This window comes from Comamonas sp. Z1 (assembly GCF_008121555.1).
Taxonomy (GTDB): Bacteria; Pseudomonadota; Gammaproteobacteria; order Burkholderiales; family Burkholderiaceae_C; genus Comamonas; species Comamonas thiooxydans.
In genome coordinates this window covers 131,394-154,165 of record NZ_VOQT01000005.1, presented here as the reverse complement: position 1 = coordinate 154,165, position 22,772 = coordinate 131,394, and the positions used below count along the sequence as shown (strand labels likewise).

At 65.1% G+C, this 22,772-nt stretch carries 17 protein-coding genes; 1 reads left to right on the top strand and 16 read right to left on the bottom strand.

All coding sequences use genetic code 11. The features are described 5' to 3' along the window. Positions 1 to 7 precede the first annotated feature (7 nt). The 9 genes from FSY45_RS11600 to nirB all read right to left on the bottom strand — a co-directional run bounded on the left by FSY45_RS11600 (position 8) and on the right by nirB (position 13,126). Positions 8 to 1,045, bottom strand: coding sequence for an iron ABC transporter substrate-binding protein (locus tag FSY45_RS11600; protein ID WP_046461022.1), 1,038 nt, complete (start codon positions 1,043 to 1,045; stop codon positions 8 to 10). Further along, complete coding sequence (locus FSY45_RS11595) at positions 1,039 to 1,575, bottom strand: DUF2478 domain-containing protein (RefSeq protein WP_080944422.1); 537 nt, start codon at positions 1,573 to 1,575, stop codon at positions 1,039 to 1,041. The genes FSY45_RS11600 and FSY45_RS11595 overlap by 7 nt, the downstream gene beginning before the upstream one ends. A gap of 25 nt (positions 1,576 to 1,600) precedes the next feature. Beyond that, positions 1,601 to 2,497: a substrate-binding domain-containing protein gene (locus FSY45_RS11590; RefSeq protein ID WP_046461020.1), complete on the bottom strand. Its 897-nt coding sequence runs from the start codon at positions 2,495 to 2,497 to the stop codon at positions 1,601 to 1,603. Positions 2,498 to 2,502: 5 nt separating this feature from the next. Beyond that, positions 2,503 to 4,467 (bottom strand): TonB-dependent siderophore receptor, encoded by a 1,965-nt coding sequence (locus FSY45_RS11585; RefSeq protein ID WP_046461121.1) that lies wholly within the window; start codon positions 4,465 to 4,467, stop codon positions 2,503 to 2,505. Between the two features lie 256 nt (positions 4,468 to 4,723). Further along, on the bottom strand, positions 4,724 to 6,166 hold the full coding sequence (locus tag FSY45_RS11580; RefSeq protein ID WP_003061837.1) for an NAD-dependent succinate-semialdehyde dehydrogenase: 1,443 nt from the start codon (positions 6,164 to 6,166) through the stop codon (positions 4,724 to 4,726). 145 nt (positions 6,167 to 6,311) lie between these two features. Continuing rightward, positions 6,312 to 7,136, bottom strand: a complete 825-nt coding sequence (gene cobA, locus FSY45_RS11575) for a uroporphyrinogen-III C-methyltransferase (protein ID WP_046461120.1) — start codon at positions 7,134 to 7,136, stop codon at positions 6,312 to 6,314. A gap of 36 nt (positions 7,137 to 7,172) precedes the next feature. Continuing rightward, positions 7,173 to 10,034 (bottom strand): nitrate reductase, encoded by a 2,862-nt coding sequence (locus tag FSY45_RS11570; RefSeq protein WP_046461019.1) that lies wholly within the window; start codon positions 10,032 to 10,034, stop codon positions 7,173 to 7,175. A gap of 189 nt (positions 10,035 to 10,223) precedes the next feature. Continuing rightward, entirely contained in the window at positions 10,224 to 10,622 is a 399-nt protein-coding gene (gene nirD, locus FSY45_RS11565) for a nitrite reductase small subunit NirD (RefSeq protein ID WP_046461018.1), read from the bottom strand. A 23-nt stretch (positions 10,623 to 10,645) separates the two neighbouring features. Continuing rightward, entirely contained in the window at positions 10,646 to 13,126 is a 2,481-nt protein-coding gene (gene nirB, locus FSY45_RS11560; protein ID WP_122975079.1) for a nitrite reductase large subunit NirB, read from the bottom strand. A gap of 128 nt (positions 13,127 to 13,254) precedes the next feature. Here nirB and FSY45_RS11555 point away from each other — a divergent pair, with 128 nt between their 5' ends. Next, positions 13,255 to 13,443: a hypothetical protein gene (locus FSY45_RS11555; protein WP_046461016.1), complete on the top strand. Its 189-nt coding sequence runs from the start codon at positions 13,255 to 13,257 to the stop codon at positions 13,441 to 13,443. Here FSY45_RS11555 and FSY45_RS11550 read toward each other — a convergent pair. The 7 genes from FSY45_RS11550 to FSY45_RS11520 all read right to left on the bottom strand — a co-directional run bounded on the left by FSY45_RS11550 (position 13,416) and on the right by FSY45_RS11520 (position 22,745). Further along, positions 13,416 to 14,228 carry an ABC transporter ATP-binding protein gene (locus FSY45_RS11550; RefSeq protein ID WP_046461015.1) on the bottom strand — a complete coding sequence of 271 codons (813 nt, stop codon included), beginning with the start codon at positions 14,226 to 14,228 and terminating at the stop codon, positions 13,416 to 13,418. The two genes, FSY45_RS11555 and FSY45_RS11550, sit on opposite strands and share 28 nt — an antisense overlap. A gap of 109 nt (positions 14,229 to 14,337) precedes the next feature. Continuing rightward, positions 14,338 to 15,330 (bottom strand): nitrate ABC transporter permease, encoded by a 993-nt coding sequence (gene ntrB / locus FSY45_RS11545; RefSeq protein ID WP_046461014.1) that lies wholly within the window; start codon positions 15,328 to 15,330, stop codon positions 14,338 to 14,340. 26 nt (positions 15,331 to 15,356) lie between these two features. Then, positions 15,357 to 16,628: a CmpA/NrtA family ABC transporter substrate-binding protein gene (locus FSY45_RS11540; RefSeq protein ID WP_080944420.1), complete on the bottom strand. Its 1,272-nt coding sequence runs from the start codon at positions 16,626 to 16,628 to the stop codon at positions 15,357 to 15,359. A 260-nt stretch (positions 16,629 to 16,888) separates the two neighbouring features. Further along, positions 16,889 to 18,163, bottom strand: a complete 1,275-nt coding sequence (locus FSY45_RS11535) for a nitrate regulatory protein (RefSeq protein ID WP_046461013.1) — start codon at positions 18,161 to 18,163, stop codon at positions 16,889 to 16,891. 57 nt (positions 18,164 to 18,220) lie between these two features. Continuing rightward, positions 18,221 to 18,601 (bottom strand): DUF2809 domain-containing protein, encoded by a 381-nt coding sequence (locus FSY45_RS11530; protein WP_046461012.1) that lies wholly within the window; start codon positions 18,599 to 18,601, stop codon positions 18,221 to 18,223. A 58-nt stretch (positions 18,602 to 18,659) separates the two neighbouring features. Further along, complete coding sequence (locus tag FSY45_RS11525; protein ID WP_046461118.1) at positions 18,660 to 19,688, bottom strand: tripartite tricarboxylate transporter substrate binding protein; 1,029 nt, start codon at positions 19,686 to 19,688, stop codon at positions 18,660 to 18,662. A gap of 195 nt (positions 19,689 to 19,883) precedes the next feature. Continuing rightward, positions 19,884 to 22,745 (bottom strand): Hsp70 family protein, encoded by a 2,862-nt coding sequence (locus FSY45_RS11520; protein ID WP_046461011.1) that lies wholly within the window; start codon positions 22,743 to 22,745, stop codon positions 19,884 to 19,886. Positions 22,746 to 22,772 lie beyond the last annotated feature (27 nt).

Below are 22,772 nucleotides of genomic sequence, written 5' to 3'. Positions count from 1 at the left end.
CATGCATTCAGCGCGCCGCCTGCAGCAGCGCTTGCAACTGCGCAGGCGACAGCTGGACACCATAGAACAGCGCATAGAACTCACGCACCGCCTGCTCCAGGGGCGTGGCGCCATGCCGCGCAGGCCGGCCAGGATGCAGCTTCTCAAGCAGCCAGCGTACGCCGATCAGCCGGTTCACGCTGGGCGGGCCGTCCAGCCAGCCGAAAGGCAGCACGGGCGCACAGTGCACTCTGCCGCTGCGCACGGCGCTGATGCCGCGCCACAAGGGGTCCTGGCGCACGCGCTCTGCAAAACCCGCCTCCTGGGTAAGTATGACTTCGGGGTCCCAGGCCAGGATCTGCTCCATGGAAACGCGCGTGAGTCCGCCCCTGGCGGCCTGAGCTGCCACATTGCGGCCGCCCGCATACTCGATCACCTCGACATTGATGGAGCCGGCCAGCCCGGTTTCCAGGCCGTTGGCGCCGCGCCCCAGATAGATACGCGGCCGGGCCTGCTCCCCCAGCCCTGCGGTCACGGCGCGCACCAGTCTGGCCACTTCGTCGGCATGTCGGGCCAGGGTCTCGCCACGTTCGGACGCACCCAGCAAGCTACCGACCTCGCGCAGCTGGCGCGCATGGTCGCTCAGACTGCCCTGCACCAGCACACATGCCAGGCCCGTCTGGCGGGCCAGACGTTCAGTGGCAGAGACATGGGTGGCGTCGGAGGTCCCGGAGTCCAGCACCAGATCGGGTTGCAGCGCCAGCAGCTTTTCAAGCGACAGCGTGCTGCCGCGCCCCGACAGGCGCCCCAGATAGGGTAAGGCCTGCAGCGGCGATCCCAGATGGGCGCGCGCCGCATCGCCAAGCTCCATGGGCCAGCCCAGCAGTTGCTGCGGCGCCAGCGCGGCCAGCAGCACGCCGGCCGGCGGACCTGAAGCGAAAACGCGACCCGGCCGTGCCGGCAGCGAGCCAAAGCGGGCTGCGATGACCGAGCCGCCATCCTGGGCCCAGGCCCCGGGGGCCAGCGTCGCAGCACCGGCCTGCAGCCATTGGCGCCGCGTCAGCATGACCGGTCTCCCTGGTCTTCGCGCTGCAGCTGCTGACGGCACCAGTGCAGCAGTGCCTGTTCGTCAACCGGCAGGCGCACGAAGGCGCCACCGGTAAAGCTCTGCCAGCCAGCCTCGTGGCGGGCCGCCACGGCCGTGACCACGGGAATGCCGGCCTCGACAAAAGCGGCGATCTCCTGGACAAAACCGCCGCCAGCGGCTTCGAGCTGGCCGAAGCAGTTGACGACGGCCAGCTCCACACCATCGGCCAGTGCCTGGCGCAGCACCACGCTGGCCCGGGCCAGGGCCTGCGGATTGAGGCTGCAGGCCTGCGAGGCAGCGCCCAGGTCCTCGGTCATCTCGAACTGCTGGCCGCTGCGCAGATCCAAGAGACGCATGCACTTGTTGCCATTGGCATAGCGGCTCTGGCGATGCACCAGCCCGCCCACCTGCCGGCCCGACTGTTGCAGCCGCCGCGCCACGCCTTCGAGCAAGTCCTCGATATCGTGCCGCTCATCGGGGTAAATCAATGCCGCCAGCGGCGGCGTCATAGCGGTGCTCATGCTGCTCCTTCGCTCAAGTCTGTCCATCGGCACCGGCGCTCATGCCGGCGGGCACGCTGTCGCGCCCAAACACCCAAGGGCCGCCCGCGCCGCTGGCCGCTTCCAGCGCCTGCTGGCCGGCCTCAGACAGCAGGTACTCGGCCAGCAGGCCCGCCGCCCGGCGCTGCTCCGGCGTGGCCGGATGGCGCGAGCCGGGCGTGAGCAGCACATAGGGTCTGCGCATCAGCGGATCGCCATGCAGCAGAAGTTCTATGCCAGGGGCGCCCATCTTGCCGAAGGCCAGGGGAATATGGCCGACCACGGCATAGGCCTGCTCGCGCGCCGCCAGCTCCAGCACGGCCTGTGGTCGCGGGCCGGTGTCGGCGCGCAGCCAGCGCGCATCGGGTCGTATGCCGCCGCGCCGCCACAGACGCTGCACCACGGTATAGCTGCCGGGGTCGCGCAGCGCGATGAAGGGCGAGCCGGTCTCGGCAATGCGCCGCAGCGCCTGCGTGCCGTCAGCGACCGAACGCACGCCTGCGGGGTCATGAGCGGGTCCGGCAATCACATGCTGGTTCCAACCCCAGATGCGCGCGGCGGAAGCCATGCCGCTGGCCTCCAGTGCCATGGCTTCGTCGCTGGCGTGGATCAGCAGCATCTGCGCCTCGCCGCGCGCGAAGGCGGGCACCACGCCCTCCTTCGGCGCGGCCGCTACGGTGGTGACCGGCATGGCCAGGGCCTGGCTGGCCTGCTCGGCCACGCGCGGCCACACGCCGCACAGCACGAGTCCGCCCACGGCCGCCACCTGTATGCCGGTGCCCGAAGCGGGTTGTGCCCTCACCGCCAGGGCCGGGCCACCGGCCATGCCCAGGGCAGCCAGACTGCGCAGCCAGTCACGCCTTGCCAGCGATGTCCGAAGCAGGTTTTGCATGACCGTCAGAACCGGTAGCCCAGGTTCACATACCAGCTGCGCCCCGGCATGGGCAGGCCGTCGGCCAGCTGATACCACTTGTCGCCCAGATTGGCCACGCCGAAGTCCAGCGTGGTGTCCGGACGCGGCAGATAGCGCGCGCGCAGATTGGCCACGCCGTAGCCGGCCATCTGATAGACCTGGGCCTGGCCGCTGGCCGACAGCGGCACCTTGCGGCCCTGTTCTGCCTCCAGCTCGGCGCGCAGCTGCCACTGGGCCTGCGGATTCCATTGCAGGGCCGCTGTCAGGCGCTGGCGCGGCGTGTCCGTCAAGGTGATGCTGCGGTCGCTGAGGTTGGTGCGGCTCAGATAGGTGTAGCCCGCATGCAGAGTCCATTGGGCCGACAGTTGCTGCGCCAGCGACACCTCAAAACCGGCATTGCGCGTGCGTCCCACGTTCTGCGCCTGGTTGCAGGTCTTGCCGCCGCAGGCCGTGGAGTCAACGACCATGGTCTGGATCTGATCGCGCACCCGGCTGTAGAACAGCGCCGCCTGGCCCTTGCCGCCCTGCCAGGGCTTGCCGCTCAGGCCCAACTCCAGATGGTTGGCCACCTCGGGCTTGAGGTCGGGGTTGGCCAGGGCCGTGCCCATGCGTGCCGAATAGCGGTCCTTGATGGTCGCAAAACGGGTCTTGTGCGAGGCAATCAGATAGACCTCGTCGCCCTGAGCCGTGAGCGCATAGCTCAGGCGTGCCAGGCCGTTGGTGGCGCTGGTCGAGCCCGTGGGCCACTGGTAGACCTGCTTGGCGTCGCGCTGGTCATGGCTCAGGCCCAGCGTCAGGCGCCAGCGCTCGGCCAGGGCGATGTGATCCTCGAGCACCAGCGAGGTGGTCACATCGCGGTAGTGCTTCTGCGGGTCCTTGCCCGAGGCCGCGTCGGTGTGCTCGTCCTGCTTGTAGTGGAAGGCCGCATGCAGCTCGTGGCCGGAGAAGGCGTAGTTGACCCACTCCACGCTGGCCCCCTTGCTCACATCCTTGTAGCTGCTGGTCGGATCGTGGGCCGTGTAGCTGGCGTCCTTGTACATGTCGAGACCGTTTTTGTAGGTATCGTGGTAGAGACGCGTCTTGAGCACATTGCTGCCGTTCAGACGGGTGGTGCTCAGGAAATACAGGCTGTCCTTGTCCCAGTAGGGCCAGCGCCAGTAGCGCACGGCGTTCTTCTGCGTGGACTGGCCGGTGTAGACGGGATTGCCCTTCTCGCCTTCCTGGCGCACATAGCCGATGGCGTATTCGTCCGTGGCATTGGGCGTGAGTCCCAGCTTGAAGGACAAGCGCTTGTCGGTGCGGTCCGCGTTCTCGCGCTTGCTGCCGGTATCGGTGGGCTGCTTCTTGTAATCCCTGAAGCCCCGGGGCAGAGGAAAGCTGTCGGCATCCAGGTAGGAGGCACCCAGCTGGTAGTACCAACTGCCCTGGTTACCTCCCAGGTTGAAGCTCGCCCTGCGCTCGCCGCCGCTGCCCACACCCAGGCGCACATCGCCTTCGAAGGGCTTGACCGGTTTGCGCGTGACCAGATTCACGGCACCGCCCAGCGTATTGGGGCCGTACAGCAGCGAGGCGCCGGCCTTGGCCACATTGATCTCGGCCAGGTCGAAGGTGGTGAAGCGGCCCAGGTCCACATAGCCGTCATAGGGCACGTATAGCGGCACGCCATCCACAAAAATCGGCACCTGGCGCGAGTCGAAGCCGCGCAGGCTGATCATTTCCTCGTTGCGGTTGTTGCGCGACAGGCTCACGCCGGGGAGATTGCGCACGGCATCGGCCACGGTGCTGGCGTTGCTGCGCTCCATCTCGGCACTGCCCACGCGCTGCATATCGCCGGCCCCGAGTTCCTCGGCCTCGCGCCGCGCGCTGACTTCCACCGTCCCCAGCGTGAAAGTCTGGCTGGCGGCTTCGGCTGCGCCCGCAGCTGCCACCTGGGCCCAGGCCGTGCCCATGGGCACGATGGCCAGCGCGCCCCACAACCAGCTGCGGCGTAGAACAAAACTTGGAGGATGGATCTGGGAAACCGTGGAGTGCAATGGCATGGCGCGGGCTGGAATTTGTTGTCGAATGTAAAAAACCGTCGATTCTAGCCACCGCTATTCATTTATGGAATAACGATCGACAAACAGTCCCCATACGCCCCACGGCATACACATCCCATGAAAAAAGGCCACCCGAGGGTGGCCTTGCATCAAATGCCTTGCAGATTCAAACGCAGCTGATCGCCACGGCCTTGGCCACCAGATAGGCCTCCAGCGCCTCCGGGCCGCCTTCGGAGCCATAGCCCGAATCCTTGATGCCGCCAAAGGGCAGCTCGGCAGACGGCAGTGCCGGCTGGTTGATCCACAGCATGCCGGCTTCCACATCCTGCGACAGCTGGTGCGTCGTCTTGAGCGAGCGCGTGAAGGCATAGGCGGCCAGGCCATAGGACAGGCGATTGGCCTCTTGAATGGCGTCTTCGATCTTGTCGAAGCCGCGAATCGCCGCCACGGGGCCGAAGGGCTCCTGGTTGAAGATATCGGCCGTCAAAGGCACGTCGGCCAGCACCGTGGGCGCAAAGAAGTTGCCGGCAGAGCCAAAGGATGCGCCGCCCGTCATCAGCTTGGCACCGCTTTGCTCGGCGTTCTGGATCAGCTGGGTCAGCGCCGTCACGCGACGCGGATTGGCCAGCGGGCCCATCTGCGTGCCCTGCTCCAGGCCGTTGCCGACCTTCAATGCCTCGGCATGGGCCACCATGGCACGCGTGAACTCCTCGCGCACGCTGTTGTGCACCAGAAAGCGCGTGGGCGAGATGCAGACCTGGCCCGCGTTGCGGAACTTGGCCGCACCCGCGGCCTTGACGGCCAGTTGCACATCGGCATCCTCGGCCACGATCACGGGGGCATGGCCGCCGAGCTCCATGGTTGAGCGCTTCATGTGCTGGCCGGCCAGCGCCGCCAGCTGCTTGCCCACGGCCGTGGAGCCCGTGAAGGTCACCTTGCGGATTACGGGGTGAGCAATCAGATATTCGGAAATCTGTGCGGGGTTGCCATAGACCAGGCCCACAACACCGGCAGGAATGCCGGCATCGACAAAGCACTTGAGCAGGGCTGCGGGCGAGGCCGGGGTTTCCTCGGGCGCTTTGACCAGGAAGGAGCAGCCCGAAGCCAGGGCCGCGCCGATCTTGCGCACGATCTGGTTGACGGGGAAGTTCCAGGGCGTGAAGGCGGCGACCGGGCCTACGGGGTCCTTGATCACCAACTGCTGCTGCTCGGGGCGACGCGAAGGCACGATGCGGCCATAGACACGCAGGGCCTCGTCGGCAAACCATTCGATGATGCCGGCGCCGGCAATGATTTCCACCTTGGCCTCGGCCAGCGGCTTGCCCTGCTCCTGCGTCAGCAGCGCGGCGATCTCGTCGGCACGCTCCTTGAGCAGAGCTGCGGCACGGCGCATGATGGCGCCGCGCTCATGGGCAGACACCTTGCGCCAGACCTGAAAGCCCTTGTCTGCCGCCGCCAGGGCGCGGTCCAGGTCGGCAATATCGGCATGGGCCACACGGCCAATCACCTCGCCGCTTGCAGGGTTGCGCACATCAATTTTCTTGCCGCTGGCAGCGTCCTGCCACTGTCCGTCGATCAAAAGCTGGGTATCGGGATATGCAGTGCTCATCGCATGACTCATAGGTGTCGGCCGCCGCTATCCCCCTGCAGACTGACGAGGCCGGGTGTGACAAATGTTCAGGGGTTACCGGACAAATTCTAGTCATGCGGGCTCGGCACTCAGACAAAAGGGAGACAGCTGTCAGCAATCGGCCTCATGCGCCCACGGCCCGGCGCAGCTGCGCCTGCTCCAGCAGCCCGTCCAAGCCCTCGGCGGACGATGTGGCCTGCCTGACCACCTCGCCCACCACGAACACGCAGGGACTGCCCAGTCCGCTGCATGCCAGCGCCTGCGTCATCTGCCCCAGATCGGTCAGTATTTGCTGCTGTGCGGGCAGGCTGGCGCTCTGGACCAGGGCCACCGGAGTAGATGCCGGCAGTCCGCCGGCCAGCAGCTGCTGCTGGATGAGGGCGGCAGTGGCAACGCCCATGTAGATCACCAGCGTCAGCCCCAGCATGCGGGCCGTGCCGGCCAGCAACTGCCAGTCGTGACCGGCACTGCCTGGCTTGGCATGACCGGTGATGAACACCACACCATGGGCATGGTCGCGATGGGTCAGCGGCACGCCGAGGCTGGTGGCCGCGGCCAGCCCGGCAGTGATGCCGTTGACCACTTCGACGGCTATGCCCGCCATGCGCAAATGCTCGATCTCCTCGCCGCCACGGCCAAAGATGAAGGGGTCGCCGCCCTTGAGGCGCACCACCAGCTCACCCTGGCGGACCGCCATGATCATGAGCTTTTCGATGAATTCCTGCGAGGTGCTCTCGCGCCCGCCACGCTTGCCCACATGAACGATGCGGGCGCTAGCGCTGGCAAGCTTCACGATGTCGGCAGACACCAGATCGTCTGCCAGCAGCAGCGTGGCGGACTGGATCAGTCTCAGCGCCTTGAGCGTGAGCAGCTCCGGATCACCGGGGCCGGCACCGACCAGGTAGCAGCGGCCCACGGGCGGCAGGGAAGTGGCATGGCTGTTTGTCATGGCTGGCCTTTCATATGCATTGCCGGACATCGGAATCTAGGCGGCAACCGGCAAGGCTGCCGACTGCGGCGCAGGCATCGCATGCACCAGTTGTTTGATCCTGGGAATACAGGAGCCGCAGCGCGTGCCGCAACCCAGAGAAGTCTTGAGCTGCGCGAGTCGCTCGTCGGCGGAGCCCTCGCAGGTGGTCAGCGCCGAGTTGATGCTGGCCTCATCCACATTCATGCAGGCACAGATCTGCGGCGACCGGGCCGGCATGGCGGCGGGCGGCCTGGCCCCCGAGGACAGCAGCAGACGCCCATAGCTTTGCACCGATTGCTCGTCGCGCAATACCGGCCCCAGCCAGCGGCCAGCGCTGGCGTCGCCGCAGAGCAAAAAGGCATCGAGCCTGGGCTCCTCGGTCTGCCGGCCAATCGCCATGGCACGGCTGCATTGGCGACGTGCGTCGGCATAGCGCATGGCCTGCGGGCCATCGAGCTGCAGCAGACCATGCAGCCGCGCCAGCACCTCGGCGCCGGGCTGGGCATAGGCCGCTGCGCGAAACTGCACGCCGGCGCGCCCCTGATCCGCTTGCTCCAGCGGCACGGCGCGCCCGAACAACACGCAGCTGGCGAAGTCGAACTCGGCCATCAATTCAGTCAAAGCCTGGCGAACCGACTGCACCTGCTGCTCATCCAGCCAGGCCATGCCCAGACAAGTCCAGGGCAGCTCGGCCTTGAGCAGCTTGACGGCCACATGCTTGAGCTCGGGCTGCTTCGAGCGCGGGCAGCGCTCGGGCGTGGTCAGGGCGTTGACGCCCGCAAGCCGCTGCCCCTTGGAGCCCATGCCGCTCAGATACATGCTGCCCCAGTGCATGGGCAGATAGAGCTGCGCGGGCTGCAGGCCCGGGTCCATCTGCACGGGCAACACGATGGCGCCATAGCGGTTGGAGACATGGACCAAATCGCCGTCCTGCAGCTGCAGGCGCTGCATGTCCTGGAGACTGACTTGCAGCTGCGGTTCGCTGACATGGGCGAACAGGCGCCCCAGCTGGCCGGTGCGCGTCATGCCATGCCATTGATCGCGCAGGCGACCGGTATTGAGACTGAACGGATGCCTTGCATCGCGCGGCACGGCCGGCGCCTGCCAGGGCTGGGCATCAAAGCGTGCGCGCCCGTCATCGGTTGCAAAGACTGCGTCGCCATACAGACGCTGACGGCCCTGGCTGGCGCCTTGGGGCATGGGCCATTGCTGGGGTCCCTTGACTTCCAGCACCGTCCAGCTCAGACCCGTGATATCCAGATCGCGCCCGCGTGTGGACTCGCGGTGCTCGTTCCAGATGGCTTCGGCACCCACGTCCGCATTCACAGTGTCATAGGGAAACAAGCTTGGCAGCGAGGGCCGCAGATGCTGCTCCAGGCGCCGCGCCAGCTGCACGCCTATCTGCCAGTCATGGCGTGCCGCCCCCGGCGCGACCACGGCAGCGCGCACCCGCGAGATGCGCCGCTCGCTGTTCGTGACCGTGCCCAGCTTCTCGCCCCAGGTGGAGGCAGGCAGCAACCAGTCGGCATAGGCCGTGGTCTCGGTCGCGGCAAAAGCCTCCTGCACCACCACCAGCTCGGCACGCTCCAGCGCCCTGCGCACCATGGCCTGTTCGGGCATGCTCTGCGCGGGATTGGTGCAGGCAATCCACAAGGCCTTGATCTGCCCGTCGGCAGCGGCCTCGAACATCTCCAGCGCAGACTTGCCTGGCCGCTGCGGAATCGACTCCACACCCCATAGCCGCGCCACTTCGGCCCTGTGCCCTGCGTTGGAAAGATCACGATGCGCGCTCAGCAGATTGGACAGCCCGCCCACCTCGCGCCCGCCCATGGCATTGGGCTGGCCCGTCAGCGACAGGGGCCCGGCGCCAGGCCTGCCGATCTGGCCCGTTGCCAGATGCAGATTGATCAGCGCGGCGTTGTTCGCCGTGCCGCTGCGGCTTTGGTTCAGACCCTGGCAGTACAGGCTGAGCGTGGGACGACGCGCTTCCGCCGACTCCTCGGCACCGCCCAGCGCCATCCAGCGCGCCGCCCGGTACAGGTCCGCCACGGGCAGGCCGCAGATGGCAGCGACCTTCTCGGGCGTGGCTTCGCGCACCAGTTCCTTGAGCGCTGCAAAGCCGCTGGTGTGCTGCGCGATGAAGGTGCTGTCCGTCCAGCCCTCCCAAAGCATGATGTGCAGCAGACCGTGAAACAGCATCACATCGCTGCCCGGCTGCAACGGCAGATAAAGATCGGCCAGTTCGGCGGTCTCGGTACGGCGCGGATCGGCCACGATGATCCTGAGTTGCGGATTGCGCGCCCTGGCCTCCTCCACACGCCGGCACAGAATGGGATGCGCCCAGGCCATATTGCTGCCCGTGATGAACATGCAGCCGGCCAGGTCTATGTCCTCATAGCAGGCCGGTGGTGCATCGGCGCCCAGCGTGGCCTTGTAGCCGGCCACGGCGCTACTCATGCACAGGCGCGAATTGGTGTCGAGATTATTGGTGCCCAGCAGGCCTTTGACCAGCTTGTTGAAGACGTAGTAGTCCTCGGTCAGCAGCTGGCCACTGAGGTAGAAACCCAGCGCGTCGGGACCATGGGCTGCATGAATCTGGGCGATGCGCCCGGCCAGTTCGTCCAGTGCCAGATCCCAGCTGACCGCCTGCGGTACGGCTGTACGCTCCAGCCGGCGCATGGGCTGCAGCAAACGTGCCTGCTGGGCATAGGCGGGCGCGGCCGTCAGATGCAGGGTGCTGCCCTTGGTGCACAGACGGCCCAAGTTGGCAGGATGCTCGGGATCGCCGCGCACGCCGGTAATCTGCAGGCCATCGGACTCGATGACCACGCCGCAGCCGACACCGCAATAGGGACAGGTGGACTTGGTTTCTTTCATGGCGTCACCAGAGAGAGGCGGCGGCGTTCAGATTCACTCCTACGCGGACCGCCGAAGTCGAGTTCGCAGCCCACACGGCAACAAGGGCAGCTGGATTGGGTCTCACACATGGCAGACTTTCAGTGAAATCATGCTGTAACGCTTTCTGAACAAGCGCATGCAGCTATTTATTTCATATCAACAGAGACACTAGGCCGTGGCGCAGCCTGACCTGGCTGCGCAATGCGCAGGACCGGCATGCGGGCGGGTCTGCTCCAGGGCACGGCTGGCCAGCTCGTCGGCGCGCAGCTGCACCTCGCCGTCCTGCACACGCACGCTGAAATAGGGCGTGCAGCCCTCATCGGGCGCCGCCGCCTCGCCGGTGCTGAGCGCAATCGTCCAGTTGTGCAGCGGGCAGGCCACGCTGCGGCCGAACACAATGCCTTGCGACAGCGGGCCGCCCTTGTGCGGGCAGCGGTCCAGCAGCGCAAACACCTCATCGTCGGCATTGCGAAACACGGCCACATCCAGCCCTTGTGCACGCGCCACGCGGCGTGCTCCCAGCACGGGGATGTCATCGATCGTGCAGATAGAAATCCATTCGCTCATTTCTGGCTCCTCGGTGCTTGTGATCAGACGCTGGCGCTTTCGGTTTGCGCAGCCATCAATCGCTGGAACTGCCGCGTATCCACGGATGCCTTGTCGGCTTCGAACCAGGGGTCGGGCTCGCCGTCCAGTGCAAACTGCAGCTGCTCCCACAGCGCCTTGCGGCCCTCGGCATCGTCGAGAATGCGGCGCTTGACATAGTCCAGACCCACGCGATTGATGTAGTGCACCGTGCGCTCCAGATACCAGCCTTCCAGGCGATACAGCTGCATGAAGGCGCCCGTGTACTCCATCACCTCTTCGGCGGTCTTGAGCTTGGTGAAGAAATGCGCGACCTCGGTCTTGATGCCGCCGTTGCCGCCCACATACATCTCCCAGCCCGAATCCACACCGATGATTCCCACATCCTTGATGCCGGACTCCGCGCAGTTGCGCGGGCAGCCGCTGACGGCGAACTTCACCTTGTGCGGTGCGTACATGCGCCACATGGCGCGCTCCAGGTCCTTGCCCATCTGGGTGCTGTCCTGCGTGCCCATGCGGCACCATTCGCTGCCCACACAGGTCTTGACCGTGCGCAATGCCTTGGCATAGGCATGGCCGCAGGGCATGCCTATATCGTTCCAGACGGCCTGCAGATCCTCCTTCTTCACGCCCAGCAGATCGATGCGCTGACCGCCCGTGACCTTCACGGTGGGGATCTGGTACTTGTCCACCACATCGGCAATGCGGCGCAACTCGGAGGCCGTGGTCTCGCCGCCCCACATGCGCGGAATCACGCTGTATGTTCCGTCCTTCTGGATATTCGCGTGGCTGCGTTCGTTGATGAAGCGGCTTTGCGGGTCGTCCCTGGCCTCCTTGGGCCAGGTGCTTACAAGATAGTAGTTGACGGCCGGACGGCAGGAGGCACAGCCATTGGGCGTGCGCCACTCCATGAAGCGGAACACCGCATCGGTGCTGAGCAGCTTGTGCTCAGCGATCGCGTCGCGCACAGCCTGGTGCCCGTGGTCGGTGCAGCCGCACATGGCCTTGGTCTTGGGGGCCGCCGAGTAGTCGCCACCGGCCGTGAACATGATGATCTGCTCCACCAGGCCCGTGCAGGAGCCGCAGCTGGCACTGGCCTTGGTGTGCTTGCGCACATCGTCGAGCGTGAACAGGCCCTTGTCCTTGATGGCCTTGCAGATCGCTCCCTTGGTCACGCCGTTGCAGCCGCAGACCTCGTCGCCGTCGGCCATGGCCGCGGCCTTGCTCTGCCCCTGGTGGCCGGTGTCGCCGAGATTGGATTCGCCGAACATCAGCTTGTCGCGGATATCGGCCACGCTGCGCCCTTCGCGCAGCAGCTTGAAGTACCAGCTGCCGTCCACCGTGTCGCCGTACAGGCAGGCACCGACCAGCTTGTCATCCTTGATGACCAGCTTTTTGTAGACCCCCGCATAGGGGTCGCTCATGAGGATTTCCTCGGTATCGCCGCCGCCCTGGAAATCGCCTGCAGAGAACAGATCGATGCCCGTGACCTTGAGCTTGGTCGAGGTCAGCGAACCCAGATAGCGACCGATGCCGAACTCCGCCAGATGGTTGGCCAGTACCTTGCCCTGCTCGAACAAGGGCGCCACCAGTCCGTAGGCAATGCCTCGGTGTGCCGCGCATTCGCCCACCGCATAGATGCGCGGATCGGTCACGGTCTGCAGCGTATCGCTGACCACGATGCCGCGACTCACATGCAGGTGCATGGACTCGGCCAGTTCGGTGCTGGGGCGAATGCCCACGGCCATCACCACCAGTTCGGCCGGGATCTCGCTGCCGTCCTTGAAACGCACGGCACGCACGCGGCCACTGCGCCCACCGTCTTCGTCGCCCAGCAGCTCCTGTGTCTGTGCCTGCATGCGGAACTGCATGCCGCGCTCAGCCAGCGATTTCTGCAGCATGCGGCCCGCCTGATCGTCGAGCTGGCGCTCCATCAGCCAGTCGCCGACATGCACCACGGTGACCTGCATGCCGCGCTTCATGAGGCCGTTGGCCGCTTCCAGTCCCAGCAGGCCACCGCCGATCACCACCGCATGCTTGAGCGTCTTGGCCGCCTCGATCATGGCCTCGGTATCGGCGATGTCGCGGTAGGCCAGCACGCCCTCCAGGTCCTTGCCGGGGATGGGCAGGATGAAGGGCCTGGAGCCCGTCGCCATGATCAGGCGGTCGTACTCGGCGCTGGCGGTCTCGCCCTGGGCATTGACTGCATGTACCGTGCGCCGTGCCCGGTCAACGGCCGTCACGGTATAGCCGGCGTGCAGCAAGATATGGTGGTCCTGGTACCAGGACCAGTCGTTGAGCACGATATCGCCGAGCGTCTGCTCGCCGGCGAGCACGGGCGACAGCAGAATGCGGTTGTAGTTGGGATGCGGCTCGGCGCCGAAGACCGTGATGTCGTACAGATCGGGGGCAATGGCCAGCAGCTCTTCCAGCGCGCGCACGCCTGCCATTCCGTTACCAATCATGACCAGTTTGGATTTTTTCATCTGAGTCCCCGTGGGCATTTGCAAAGCCAAAAAAAAGACGTCTGCGCGCTTCATGACTTGCATGAACGCGTAGACGTCTTTGTCTGTGGGTTCTGGTCCAGCCTTGCACCATCCCCCGGTGACCCACCTTGGCCACGCTGAACAACACGCAATTGCTGTGCCAGCTTTTCTCAGCCTGCAGAGACTATTTCATCCTGCGGCATGCACTGCTTTTGTGCATGGCCGCTTTATTGCTGTGCAAAACAAACATGGCGCCCCAAGGCGCCATGCAGCTTGAAATCAAAAAGGCTCAGGCCGCCTTCTCCACATGGCCCTGACGCGTGTAGAGAAAGTCGATCACGGCCTTGCGATAGCTTTGGTAATGCGCATCCTCGGCCAACTCCACCCGGCTGCGCGGGCGTGGCAGCTCTACATGCAGCACCTCGCCAATCGTGGCAGCGGGACCGTTGGTCATCATCACGATCTTGTCGGACAGCAGCACGGCCTCATCCACATCGTGCGTGACCATGACCACGGTGCTCTGGGTGCGTTCCACGATCTCCAGCAGCTCGTCCTGCAGCTTGGCACGCGTCAGGGCGTCGAGAGCGCCGAAGGGCTCGTCCATGAGCAGCACCTGGGGCTCCATGGACAGGGCGCGGGCAATGCCCACGCGCTGCTTCATGCCGCCCGAGATTTCGCCAGGGCGCTTTTGCGCCGCATGGCTGAGGCCCACCATGGCCAGCGCCGCATCGGTGCGCTGCGCCAGCTGTGCCTTGCTTTCGCGCTTGCCGAAGACACGCTCCACGGCCAGGTGCACATTGCCCCAGCAGCTCAGCCAGGGCAGCAGCGAATGATTCTGGAAGACCACCGCACGCTCGGGGCCGGGGCCCTTGATTTCCTTGTTGGCGCACAGCAATGCACCGCCCGAGGGAATGGTCAGGCCGGCAATCAGATTGAGCAGCGTCGACTTGCCGCAGCCCGAATGCCCGATGAGACTGACGAACTCGCCCTTGGCAATGTTCAGATTGATGTCGCGCAGTGCGGGAAACAGGCCCTTGGCGGTCTTGAAGGTCTGCTCCACCCCGTGGATCTCGATGTACTTGGTGCTGAGAGATGTATGCATGAGGTACTCCTTGCTTTGTTCCGAGACCACCGTGGCGCCGGCTTTGCCGGGCCACCGGTGGTGCCCCCTTGAGGGGGTGACGCGCCCGAGGGCGCGGCTCAGGGGTGGGTTAAGTCTTGACCTCTTCAAACGTAAAGGCCGAAGCCAGCTTGACCAGGGCCCACTCCAGCACCAGGCCCACGATGCCGATCACGAAGATGGCGATGATGATGTTCTTGACGTTGAGGTTGTTCCATTCGTCCCAGACCCAGAAGCCTATGCCCACGCCGCCCGTCAACATCTCGGCGGCCACGATCACCAGCCAGGCCGTGCCCACGGCCAGGCGCACGCCGGTCAGCATATAGGGCAGCACCGCAGGAAACAGAATGGTGGTGGCGATCTTCCACTCCGACAGATTGAGCACGCGCGCCACATTCATATAGTCCTGGGGCACGCGCTGCACGCCCACGGCGGTGTTGATGACCATGGGCCAGATCGAGCAGATGAAGATGGTCCAGATGGCTGCCGGATTGGCGCCCTTGAACACCAGCAGGCCGATCGGCAGCCAGGCCAGCGGCGAAACCGGACGCAGCAGGCTGATCAAGGGGTTGAACATGCGCGACAGAAAGCTGAAGCGTCCGATCGCGAAGCCCAAAGGGATGCCGACCAGTGCCGCAAGACCGAAACCCAGGGCCACGCGCTGCAGCGAGGACAGCACATTCCAGCCCACGCCCTGGTCATTGGGTCCGTTGCGGTAGAAGGGATCGCTGAACACCTGCAGGGCCTGTTCCCAGGTCTCGGCCGGGGTCGGAATGCTCTTGCCGGTGCTGCTCGAGACCAGCGACCACAGGCCGACCAGCAGTGCCAGCCCCAGCACCGGAGGCAGGGCCTGACCAAATAGCTGTTCAGCCCATTGGCGTAGGCGGCTGGGTACCACCGCAACCGGAGCCGTGACTATCGCTTTGGGTTTGATATCTTTTTGCACTTCAGCCTTTACAAGTTCTGAGCCAGCAGCTATCTCTTTTGAAGTTTCGAGCAGCGCATCGTTGGCCGCCTGGGCTGCCAGTTGCGGATCGTGCGGGGGGTCGAGTTCAAGCGGTGAGTGAAGTACGGCACTGACCATGATGGTTCTCCGTTAAGGTGGCGGCCTCAGGCCTTGATCTTGAAGCTGTCGGCGTACTGGGCAGGGTTCTTGCCGTCCCACACCACGCCGTCGATCAGCTTGCTGGTGCGCAGTACATCCTTGGGCACGCTGACCTTGAGCTGGCTTGCCGCCTGCTGGTAGAGGTCGATGCGATTGATCTGCTTGGCCACGGCCAGATAGTCGGGATGGGCCTTGAGCAGACCCCAGCGCTTGTGCTGGGTAAGAAACCACATGCCGTCCGACAGATAGGGGAAGTTCACGGCACCATCGTTGAAGAACCTCATGTGGTTGGGGTCGTCCCAGGTCTTGCCCAGTCCGTTCTGGTAGCGGCCCAGAATGCGCTGATTGATGGCGTCCACACTGGTATTGATGTACGACTTCTGGGCCACGGTCTCGGCCATCTTCGTCTTGTTCTGCAGGCTGGCATCGATCCAGCGGCTGGCCTCGAGAATCGCCATCATCACGGCGCGGCAGGTGTTTGGATTCTTCTGCGCGAACTCGCCCGTGGTGCCCAGCACTTTCTCGGGGTGATCCTTCCAGATGTCCTGCGTGGTATTGGCCGTAATGCCGATGCCGTCCATGATGGCGCGATGGTTCCAGGGCTCGCCCACGCAGAAGCCATCCATATTGCCCACGCGCATATTGGCCACCATCTGGGGCGGCGGCACGGTGATCAGCTTGGCCTCGGATAACGGGTTGATGCCCGCAGCCGCCAGCCAGTAATGCATCCACATGGCATGGGTGCCTGTGGGGAAAGTGCCGGCGAAGGTGTATTCGCGTTTTTCCCTGGCCATGACCTTGGCCAGGCTGGCTCCGTCGACCGCGCCCTTGTCGGCAAGAGCCTTGGACAGCGTTATCGCCTGGCCGTTGTTGTTCAGGCTCATGAGCACAGCCATGTCCTTCCTGGGGCCGCCTACGCCCAGGTGCAGACCGTAGACCAGGCCGTAGAGCACATGGGCAAAGTCCAGCTCGCCGTTGACCAGCTTGTCGCGCACGCCGGCCCAGCTTGCCTCCTTGCTGGGGACGATCTTCACGCCGTATTTCTGATCGAAGCCCAGCACAGAGGCCATGACCACGCTGGCGCAATCGGTCAGCGGTATGAAGCCGATCTTGACCTCTTTCTTCTCCGGCGCGTCGGAGCCTGCGGCCCAGGCGCCATGGTGGCCCAGCATGCCATAGAGGGCGGCAGCGCCGGCCACGCGCAGAAACTCACGCCGGCCACCGGCAGATACGGGCTCGGGCGCAGGAGCAGTAGTCGAAGGAAGGCGCTGGCTCATGAGAAAACTCCATCAAGAATCGTGGTGAAGGCGATCCGGAAAACAAAAAGGCGCCCTTCCCTCCTCGGGTGTGAGGAGAAAAGGACGCCGTTGTCCCAGGTCACTCGTAATAACGCTTTAAGCGCGACCGCCTTTGGTCTGCTTGACATCAACAGTCATGCACAAACCATGCCAGACCTTGATCAGAGGCGGAGCATGCTTTGCGCCTCCGGTTTTGGCCCATATTTGGTGCAGCGCAACAAACACCGAGCTGCCAAGCGCTATGAATTGGTGCTGCCCGGCAACAGGTCCACCGTGGCCAGAATCGCCTCGGCCACATCCAGCATGCGCCGGTTCTGGTTCATGGCCGTCTGCCGGATCAACTTGTAGGCCTCGCCCTCGCTGAGCTGGCGGTAGTTCATCAGCACGCCCTTGGCCCGCTCTATGGTCTTGCGCTCCTTGAGCGTGGCACGTGCCTTGTCGATTTCGGTCTGCATGTCCTGCAGGCGCATGGATTGCTCCTGCACCAGCAAGACAATGCTTTTCTCGAGCTGCAACCCGTATGCGCCCTCCGCAGGCAAGGAGGCAGTTGACTGCGCGCCCCCCAGAAAGGCCGCAGCCGCTTCGGCGCGAGTCCCGGGCTGCGGCTGCATCTCCAGCAGCGCCAGTTGCTGGCAGAGCGCTGTACGGGCCTGCTCCAGCTTGCGCAGACATTGGGCCTGCAGCTCTTCGGCCAGGAATGCCTCAATCTGGTGCATGGCATCGAGCCGGCTGGAACAGGCTTCGAACCATGGCGAGCTCAGGCTGCAGTCCAGCGCCATGCCGTCCCCAGCCGTGCAGCCCAGGCGCCGCAGCCGCTCGATCACCGTCATATCGGGACAGGCCCCGCATTGCTGCTGCCAGCGCTCCATCCCCGAGGGAGTGGCGAAGTCTGCAAACACCTGAAAGCAGCGCTCCTGCGATTCGATCAGATGCAGCCAATGGCGCTGACGCTCCGTCCTGCCTACCCCTGTGGTAAACGCCGCGACCCCCGTGGCACGCTCCTGGCCCGCCAGTTCCTTGCCCTGCATAAAATGAAACAGCGCCACCAGCGATTTCGCGATATCGGGATCGCAAGCGCTGTCCGCCGCCTCGAACACCACGGTCAGGCAGGCCGCAATCATGCGGATCAGCGCCTGCGTGCAGTCCTCGGCACTCAGCTGCAGCGCATCGCGCCGGCGGCGCAGCAACGGCAGGGCTTCAAAGCCTTGCAGCGCATTGGCGATCGCATTGAACAGGCGAGCGCCATGCGCACCTGGCGCCCGCGCGCCCAGCTCTTCAAGCGCGAGGCAGACTCGCTCCATGACCTGGTCCACATGAAGGCCGTGGTCGAGCAGGCTCTGCTGCGCCTGTGCGCCGCCGCTGACCAGAAAGATATTCGATAGACCGCGCTCTTTTTGCAGCGCATGGACGAGCTCGGACATGCTCGCCACCAGGCTGCTGGCGCGGCTGATCTGCTCCAGCTCGGCAATCTCGCTTTGCCTTGCAGCCACCAGATAGTGCAGAGGCGTTTTCATGGGGTAGTGCTTGTCGTCATGTTGATGCCATGGACGACCAGCACATTTCATGCCATCTCAGGCAAGGCGACGCTGCCGCCTCTCCCAGAGCCGGTCCACCATGGCACCCGCACCGATTCCCACGACATAGGCCAGCAGATCCAGGGGATCGAAGCCATTGCCCAGCACCAGGTAGGCCAGCTTGTTGGCGCGCAGGGCCTGCATCCAGGGGGCCTGATAGAGCTGCAGCAACTCGACGGCAAAGGCGATGACCAGGGTCCAGGCCATGAGCTTGCCGCGCGTGATGGCCGGCCGCAGCCAGGCCACGCACAGCAGCACCACCCAGGCCCAGAGCGCATCGCCCGGATAGTTGCCCAGCACGGCGGGAAAGGGCATGTAGCCCCGGCGCGATGCCAGCCCGATGGCGATGACCGCCACAATGAGCAGGGTCAACCCCATCCGTGAGCGACGAAAGGGCCCGGCAGCGGCCAGATGTATCAACAAGCTGTCGTCCCCTTTAGTCGATATGCGCGCCGGAGTCCTTGACCACCTGCTTCCAGTACGCCAGCTCGGCCGGCAGCATGGCCTTGAAGCTTTGCGGCGTGGACTCCACGCGCTCGGCGCCCAGAGTCTTGAGGCGCTCGGCCATCTCGGGCCTGGCCAGCACGGTCTTCACGGTCTGATAAAGCGTGTCCACCACCGGCTGCGGCGTACCGGCCGGTGCAAACAAGCCATACCAGCTGGTCACGGCCAGCCCCTTGCCCAGCACGGGGATCTCGGGCGCCAGCGATGTCGGCCTGTCGGACGCCACGCCCAGCACGCGCAGCTTGCCGCTGCTGACAAAAGGCATCACACCGGGAAAGCTGCCAAAGGTCACCGGCAACTGGCCGGCCACCACATCGGTGGCGGCAGCCGACGCCCCCTTGTAAGGCACATGCAGCAGGCTCACGTTCTTCTGCTTTTTCAGCATCTCGCCCAACAGATGGTTGAGCGTGCCATTGCCGGCAGAAGCGTATTCCACCTTGCCCGGATGCGCCTTGGCATAGGCCACCAGTTCGTCCAGATTCTTGGCCGGGAAGTTCGGATTTACCACCAGCAGATAAGGCGCGACGGCCAGCTGCATCACGGGAGTGAAATCCTTGATGGGATCGAACGGCACCCTGGAATAAAGCGCCGGATTGATGGTGTAGGCGCTTTGCGCCGTCACCAGAAAGGTGTAGCCGTCGGCCGCGCTGCGCGCCACCTGGCCCGTACCCAGATTGCCGTTGGCACCGGCGCGGTTTTCCACGATGACGGGCTGGCCCAGCGAATTCTCCAGCCCCTGCGCCACGGCACGCGCAATCACATCGTTGGCACCGCCAGGTGCCTGGGGCACGACAAAGGTAATCGGCTTGGCAGGCCAGTTGCTGCCCTGCGCCAGTGCTTGCGTCAGAGGAGCCGCCACCACGGCAGCCACCGCAGCCAGCAGCAGCGGGCGGCGTCGGGTTCCGGATATAAAAACAGCGTTTCGCGCCATCTCGGTGCGCGCAGCTTCTTCAAACTTCATGGCAATCACTTTCTGTGGTGGTGGACATGGATGCTGCCAGCCCTCCATGCCGGCCTGTCGTCCCATGCAACAGGCCATTCTTGTATCGCTGGTCGGGCGACCTGAGCAGCGCTCACTGTTCGGCCATCGCGTTTGGCAGTGGCAGCCTCCTGCAAATGCCGTGACCAAAAGCCTGGCCGCAGCGGCACGGCCTCTTCACAGCAGCACCAGCCCCGGCGGCAGACTATCGCCCAGACTGCGCCTGTGATCCTCTGCCTCCATCTGCACCACCTGCTCGACCATGGCCATCCAGCGCTCGGGAGCGCCGCTGCTTCGCATCTTCTCCAGCACCTGCGCCCTGACGGCATCGGGCAGATCGCGCGCGCGGTCACCCGTCATGCGGGCCATCTGCACGGCGGCAAACATAGCGGTTTCGTTCTTGCGCCAGTCCTGAGCCAGCGTGGCGTTCAGGAACTCCAGCGCCGCGTCGGGCGGCATCACCAGATGGGCGTTGGCGGCCAGCGATTGGCGTGCCGCCAGGCGGCCTATGGCCCACCAGGTCTGCACGGTTTCATCCTCGCGCCTGAGACGCTGCAGCATCCACTGCCCCATTTCCTGGCGGTACTGCCAGGGCACTGCCTCCATGGCCGCGAACAGGCGCAGCATGTCGTCATAGCTGCCATGGCTGGATTTGCCGCGCGTATTCTGCTGCACGGCTTTTTGCATCTGACCGGCCACGTCTTCGAGCAGCTCCATCTGCCGGGCCTCGTTCAGACCCGCAGCCACGCGGCGCCAGAACACCCACCACTCCGTCCAGTTGGCAGCCTCTTTGGCATGACCCAGGCCCTGGCCATACAGGGCCCAAACCTGGTCTATGCGCCAGCCATCGAGCTGCGCCCCCACGCCTGGGCGCAGACACCAGCCTGCAAGGTTGAACCAGACGCGCTCATGGTCGGCCGTGCGGCGGCGGCGCCTGGAACGGGCCAGCAGTGCATCGAACAAGGCACGCAGCAGGTCCAACTCCCAGCCCTCGCGCGGGCCGAGGACTCTCTCGAGCGACTGGCGCAGCTGGCGCACTTCCCGGGCCGTCACCTCCTGCGCCTGCGTGCCGAAGATACGGTCCAACAGTGCCACGGCTTCGGGCAGCCTGGCTGCCAAAGAGTCAGACTGTTTTTGGCCTTCAGCGCTTTGCCCACCCGCACTGCCAGCTTTGGGCTCCGAAGCCGAAGCACCGCGTACAGCAAAGGGCAGCAGCCAGGACTGGCCCGCATCCTGCACGGCCACGCAGCGCACTTCCAGCGTGCCGACCTCGCTCATGCAGGCTTGCAGTTGCACCTCGATCTGGGCCGCAGAGCGGCCTTCGGGCGCTGGCAGAACGGTGGCCAGTGGCGGCAGCTCCACCCAGCCATCGCCGGTCAAGGGTGCAATCTGGCCGGCCTGCACGGGCGCGTGGCTCTGGCTATTGGCCAGCAAATTGAAGCGCACGGCCTGGCCCAGCTTGAGCGCAAAACGCCGGCCAGAGAGCACCATGCGCACACCCTCTTCCGTGCCACGCGGCAGCAGGCACAGGCCTTGCGGAGCCTCACCCCTCTTGCCCGGCAGCAGCAGCCAGTAGCTGCGTGCCGAACCGCCGCCAATGCGCGGCACCATGGGCTTGATCGCTGCCGACGCCTGCCCGGCCCGTGCTGCTGGCTGATTGGGCGCAGCAATCTGTGCCACCGACAGCTCTGCCTGATGGCGGGCCAGCCCGTAGGCTGCCGCACCGCGCGCCACGGCCCAGTCGGGGTGCGGGTTGTGCAGCACGCGCACCGGGCTGCCGCGCCAGCGGCCAAGCAATTGCGTCAGACGCTGAACCATGACATGGGCATGGAACACGCCGCCGTTGAGCAACACGGTATCGGGCAGACCTTCACTTGCATGCTGGGCGAGAAAATGCGCCAGATGACGACTGATCGCCGCATCGGCCGGATAGGGCAGACCAAAGCCGCGCAGCGCGCCCTGCCGCCTGGCGGGCATATCGCTGATCTGCACGACCGGCAAAAAGCCATCGACCACCGACTGCAGCACCTGCTCACGGGTCAGCGTGACGCTTTGAGTCGCCGCCATCAGCTTGCTGCCGCCCCCGAGCAAGGTGATGCCGATCTGCTCTGGCGCGTTCTGCGCCAGCAACTGCTCCTTGGCCATGCGGCAGCGCTGGACCAGCTGGGCAAAGCGCTGGGCAGGGAGCTTCTGACCTTCGCCAGCAAATGCAGATTCGAGTTGGTGAGCCAGCGCCAAATCCATGTTGTCGCCGCCCAGCATCAGGTGCTCGCCGACGGCCGTACGCGTCAGCGTGGGCAGGCTGCCGTCAGCCGATGCACCCACGCGGATCAGCGTCAGATCGGTAGTTCCCCCGCCCACATCCACCACCAGCACCAGCCGGCTGTCCGCCAGTTGCGCGGCCAGCTCATCGCCCTGCAGCACCAGCCAGTCGTGAAACGCGGCCTTGGGCTCCTCCAGCAATTGCACGCGCGGCAGACCGGCCAGCTGTGCAGCCTCCAGCGTCAGCGCGCGTGCGCCTTCATCAAACGAGGCAGGTACGGTCAGCACCACGGCCTGCTGATGCAACGGCGCCTCGGGATAGGCTCTGTCCCAGGCCGTTCTGACATGGGCTAGATAGGAGCTTGACGCGACCAGTGGGGAGACCTTGACTACATCGTCACCCGCGCCCCAGGGCAGTATGGGCGCCGTGCGATCCACGCCGGTGTGCGAGAGCCAGCTTTTGGCACTGGCCACCAGCCGCCCCGGCACGGCAGCCCCCAGATCTCGCGCCCAGCGGCCGATGACGGCAGGCGCAGCTTCATCCGCGCCCTGCGGCGGCCAGGGCTGCTGCCAGGCCTCGCCCAGCTCGCCCTTTGCCGCCTGGTAACGTACCGAAGGCAGCAGAGACTGAGCCACGACCTCGCCTGCCGTGCTGCGCTGCGGAATATCGAGCAGCGCGATATCGCTTGTCGCAGCGTCCAGCGCAACGCTTGCCACGACCGTGTGACTGGTGCCCAGGTCGATGCCGACGGCGTAGGTGGGGCGAGATGAATGCATGGGCTGAGGCGGAGACACGTAAAAATC

What these genes read in the sequence shown, in the direction of transcription:
- FSY45_RS11600 (WP_046461022.1), bottom strand. Translation starts at nt 1,045, where the DNA reads ATGCTGACGCGGCGCCAATGGCTGCAGGCCGGTGCTGCGACGCTGGCC.
- FSY45_RS11595 (WP_080944422.1), bottom strand. Translation starts at nt 1,575, where the DNA reads ATGACGCCGCCGCTGGCGGCATTGATTTACCCCGATGAGCGGCACGAT.
- FSY45_RS11590 (WP_046461020.1), bottom strand. Translation starts at nt 2,497, where the DNA reads ATGCAAAACCTGCTTCGGACATCGCTGGCAAGGCGTGACTGGCTGCGC.
- FSY45_RS11585 (WP_046461121.1), bottom strand. Translation starts at nt 4,467, where the DNA reads ATGGGCACGGCCTGGGCCCAGGTGGCAGCTGCGGGCGCAGCCGAAGCC.
- FSY45_RS11580 (WP_003061837.1), bottom strand. Translation starts at nt 6,166, where the DNA reads ATGAGCACTGCATATCCCGATACCCAGCTTTTGATCGACGGACAGTGG.
- cobA (WP_046461120.1), bottom strand. Translation starts at nt 7,136, where the DNA reads ATGACAAACAGCCATGCCACTTCCCTGCCGCCCGTGGGCCGCTGCTAC.
- FSY45_RS11570 (WP_046461019.1), bottom strand. Translation starts at nt 10,034, where the DNA reads ATGAAAGAAACCAAGTCCACCTGTCCCTATTGCGGTGTCGGCTGCGGC.
- nirD (WP_046461018.1), bottom strand. Translation starts at nt 10,622, where the DNA reads ATGAGCGAATGGATTTCTATCTGCACGATCGATGACATCCCCGTGCTG.
- nirB (WP_122975079.1), bottom strand. Translation starts at nt 13,126, where the DNA reads ATGAAAAAATCCAAACTGGTCATGATTGGTAACGGAATGGCAGGCGTG.
- FSY45_RS11550 (WP_046461015.1), bottom strand. Translation starts at nt 14,228, where the DNA reads ATGCATACATCTCTCAGCACCAAGTACATCGAGATCCACGGGGTGGAG.
- ntrB (WP_046461014.1), bottom strand. Translation starts at nt 15,330, where the DNA reads ATGGTCAGTGCCGTACTTCACTCACCGCTTGAACTCGACCCCCCGCAC.
- FSY45_RS11540 (WP_080944420.1), bottom strand. Translation starts at nt 16,628, where the DNA reads ATGAGCCAGCGCCTTCCTTCGACTACTGCTCCTGCGCCCGAGCCCGTA.
- FSY45_RS11535 (WP_046461013.1), bottom strand. Translation starts at nt 18,163, where the DNA reads ATGAAAACGCCTCTGCACTATCTGGTGGCTGCAAGGCAAAGCGAGATT.
- FSY45_RS11530 (WP_046461012.1), bottom strand. Translation starts at nt 18,601, where the DNA reads ATGGGGTTGACCCTGCTCATTGTGGCGGTCATCGCCATCGGGCTGGCA.
- FSY45_RS11525 (WP_046461118.1), bottom strand. Translation starts at nt 19,688, where the DNA reads ATGAAGTTTGAAGAAGCTGCGCGCACCGAGATGGCGCGAAACGCTGTT.
- FSY45_RS11520 (WP_046461011.1), bottom strand. Translation starts at nt 22,745, where the DNA reads ATGCATTCATCTCGCCCCACCTACGCCGTCGGCATCGACCTGGGCACC.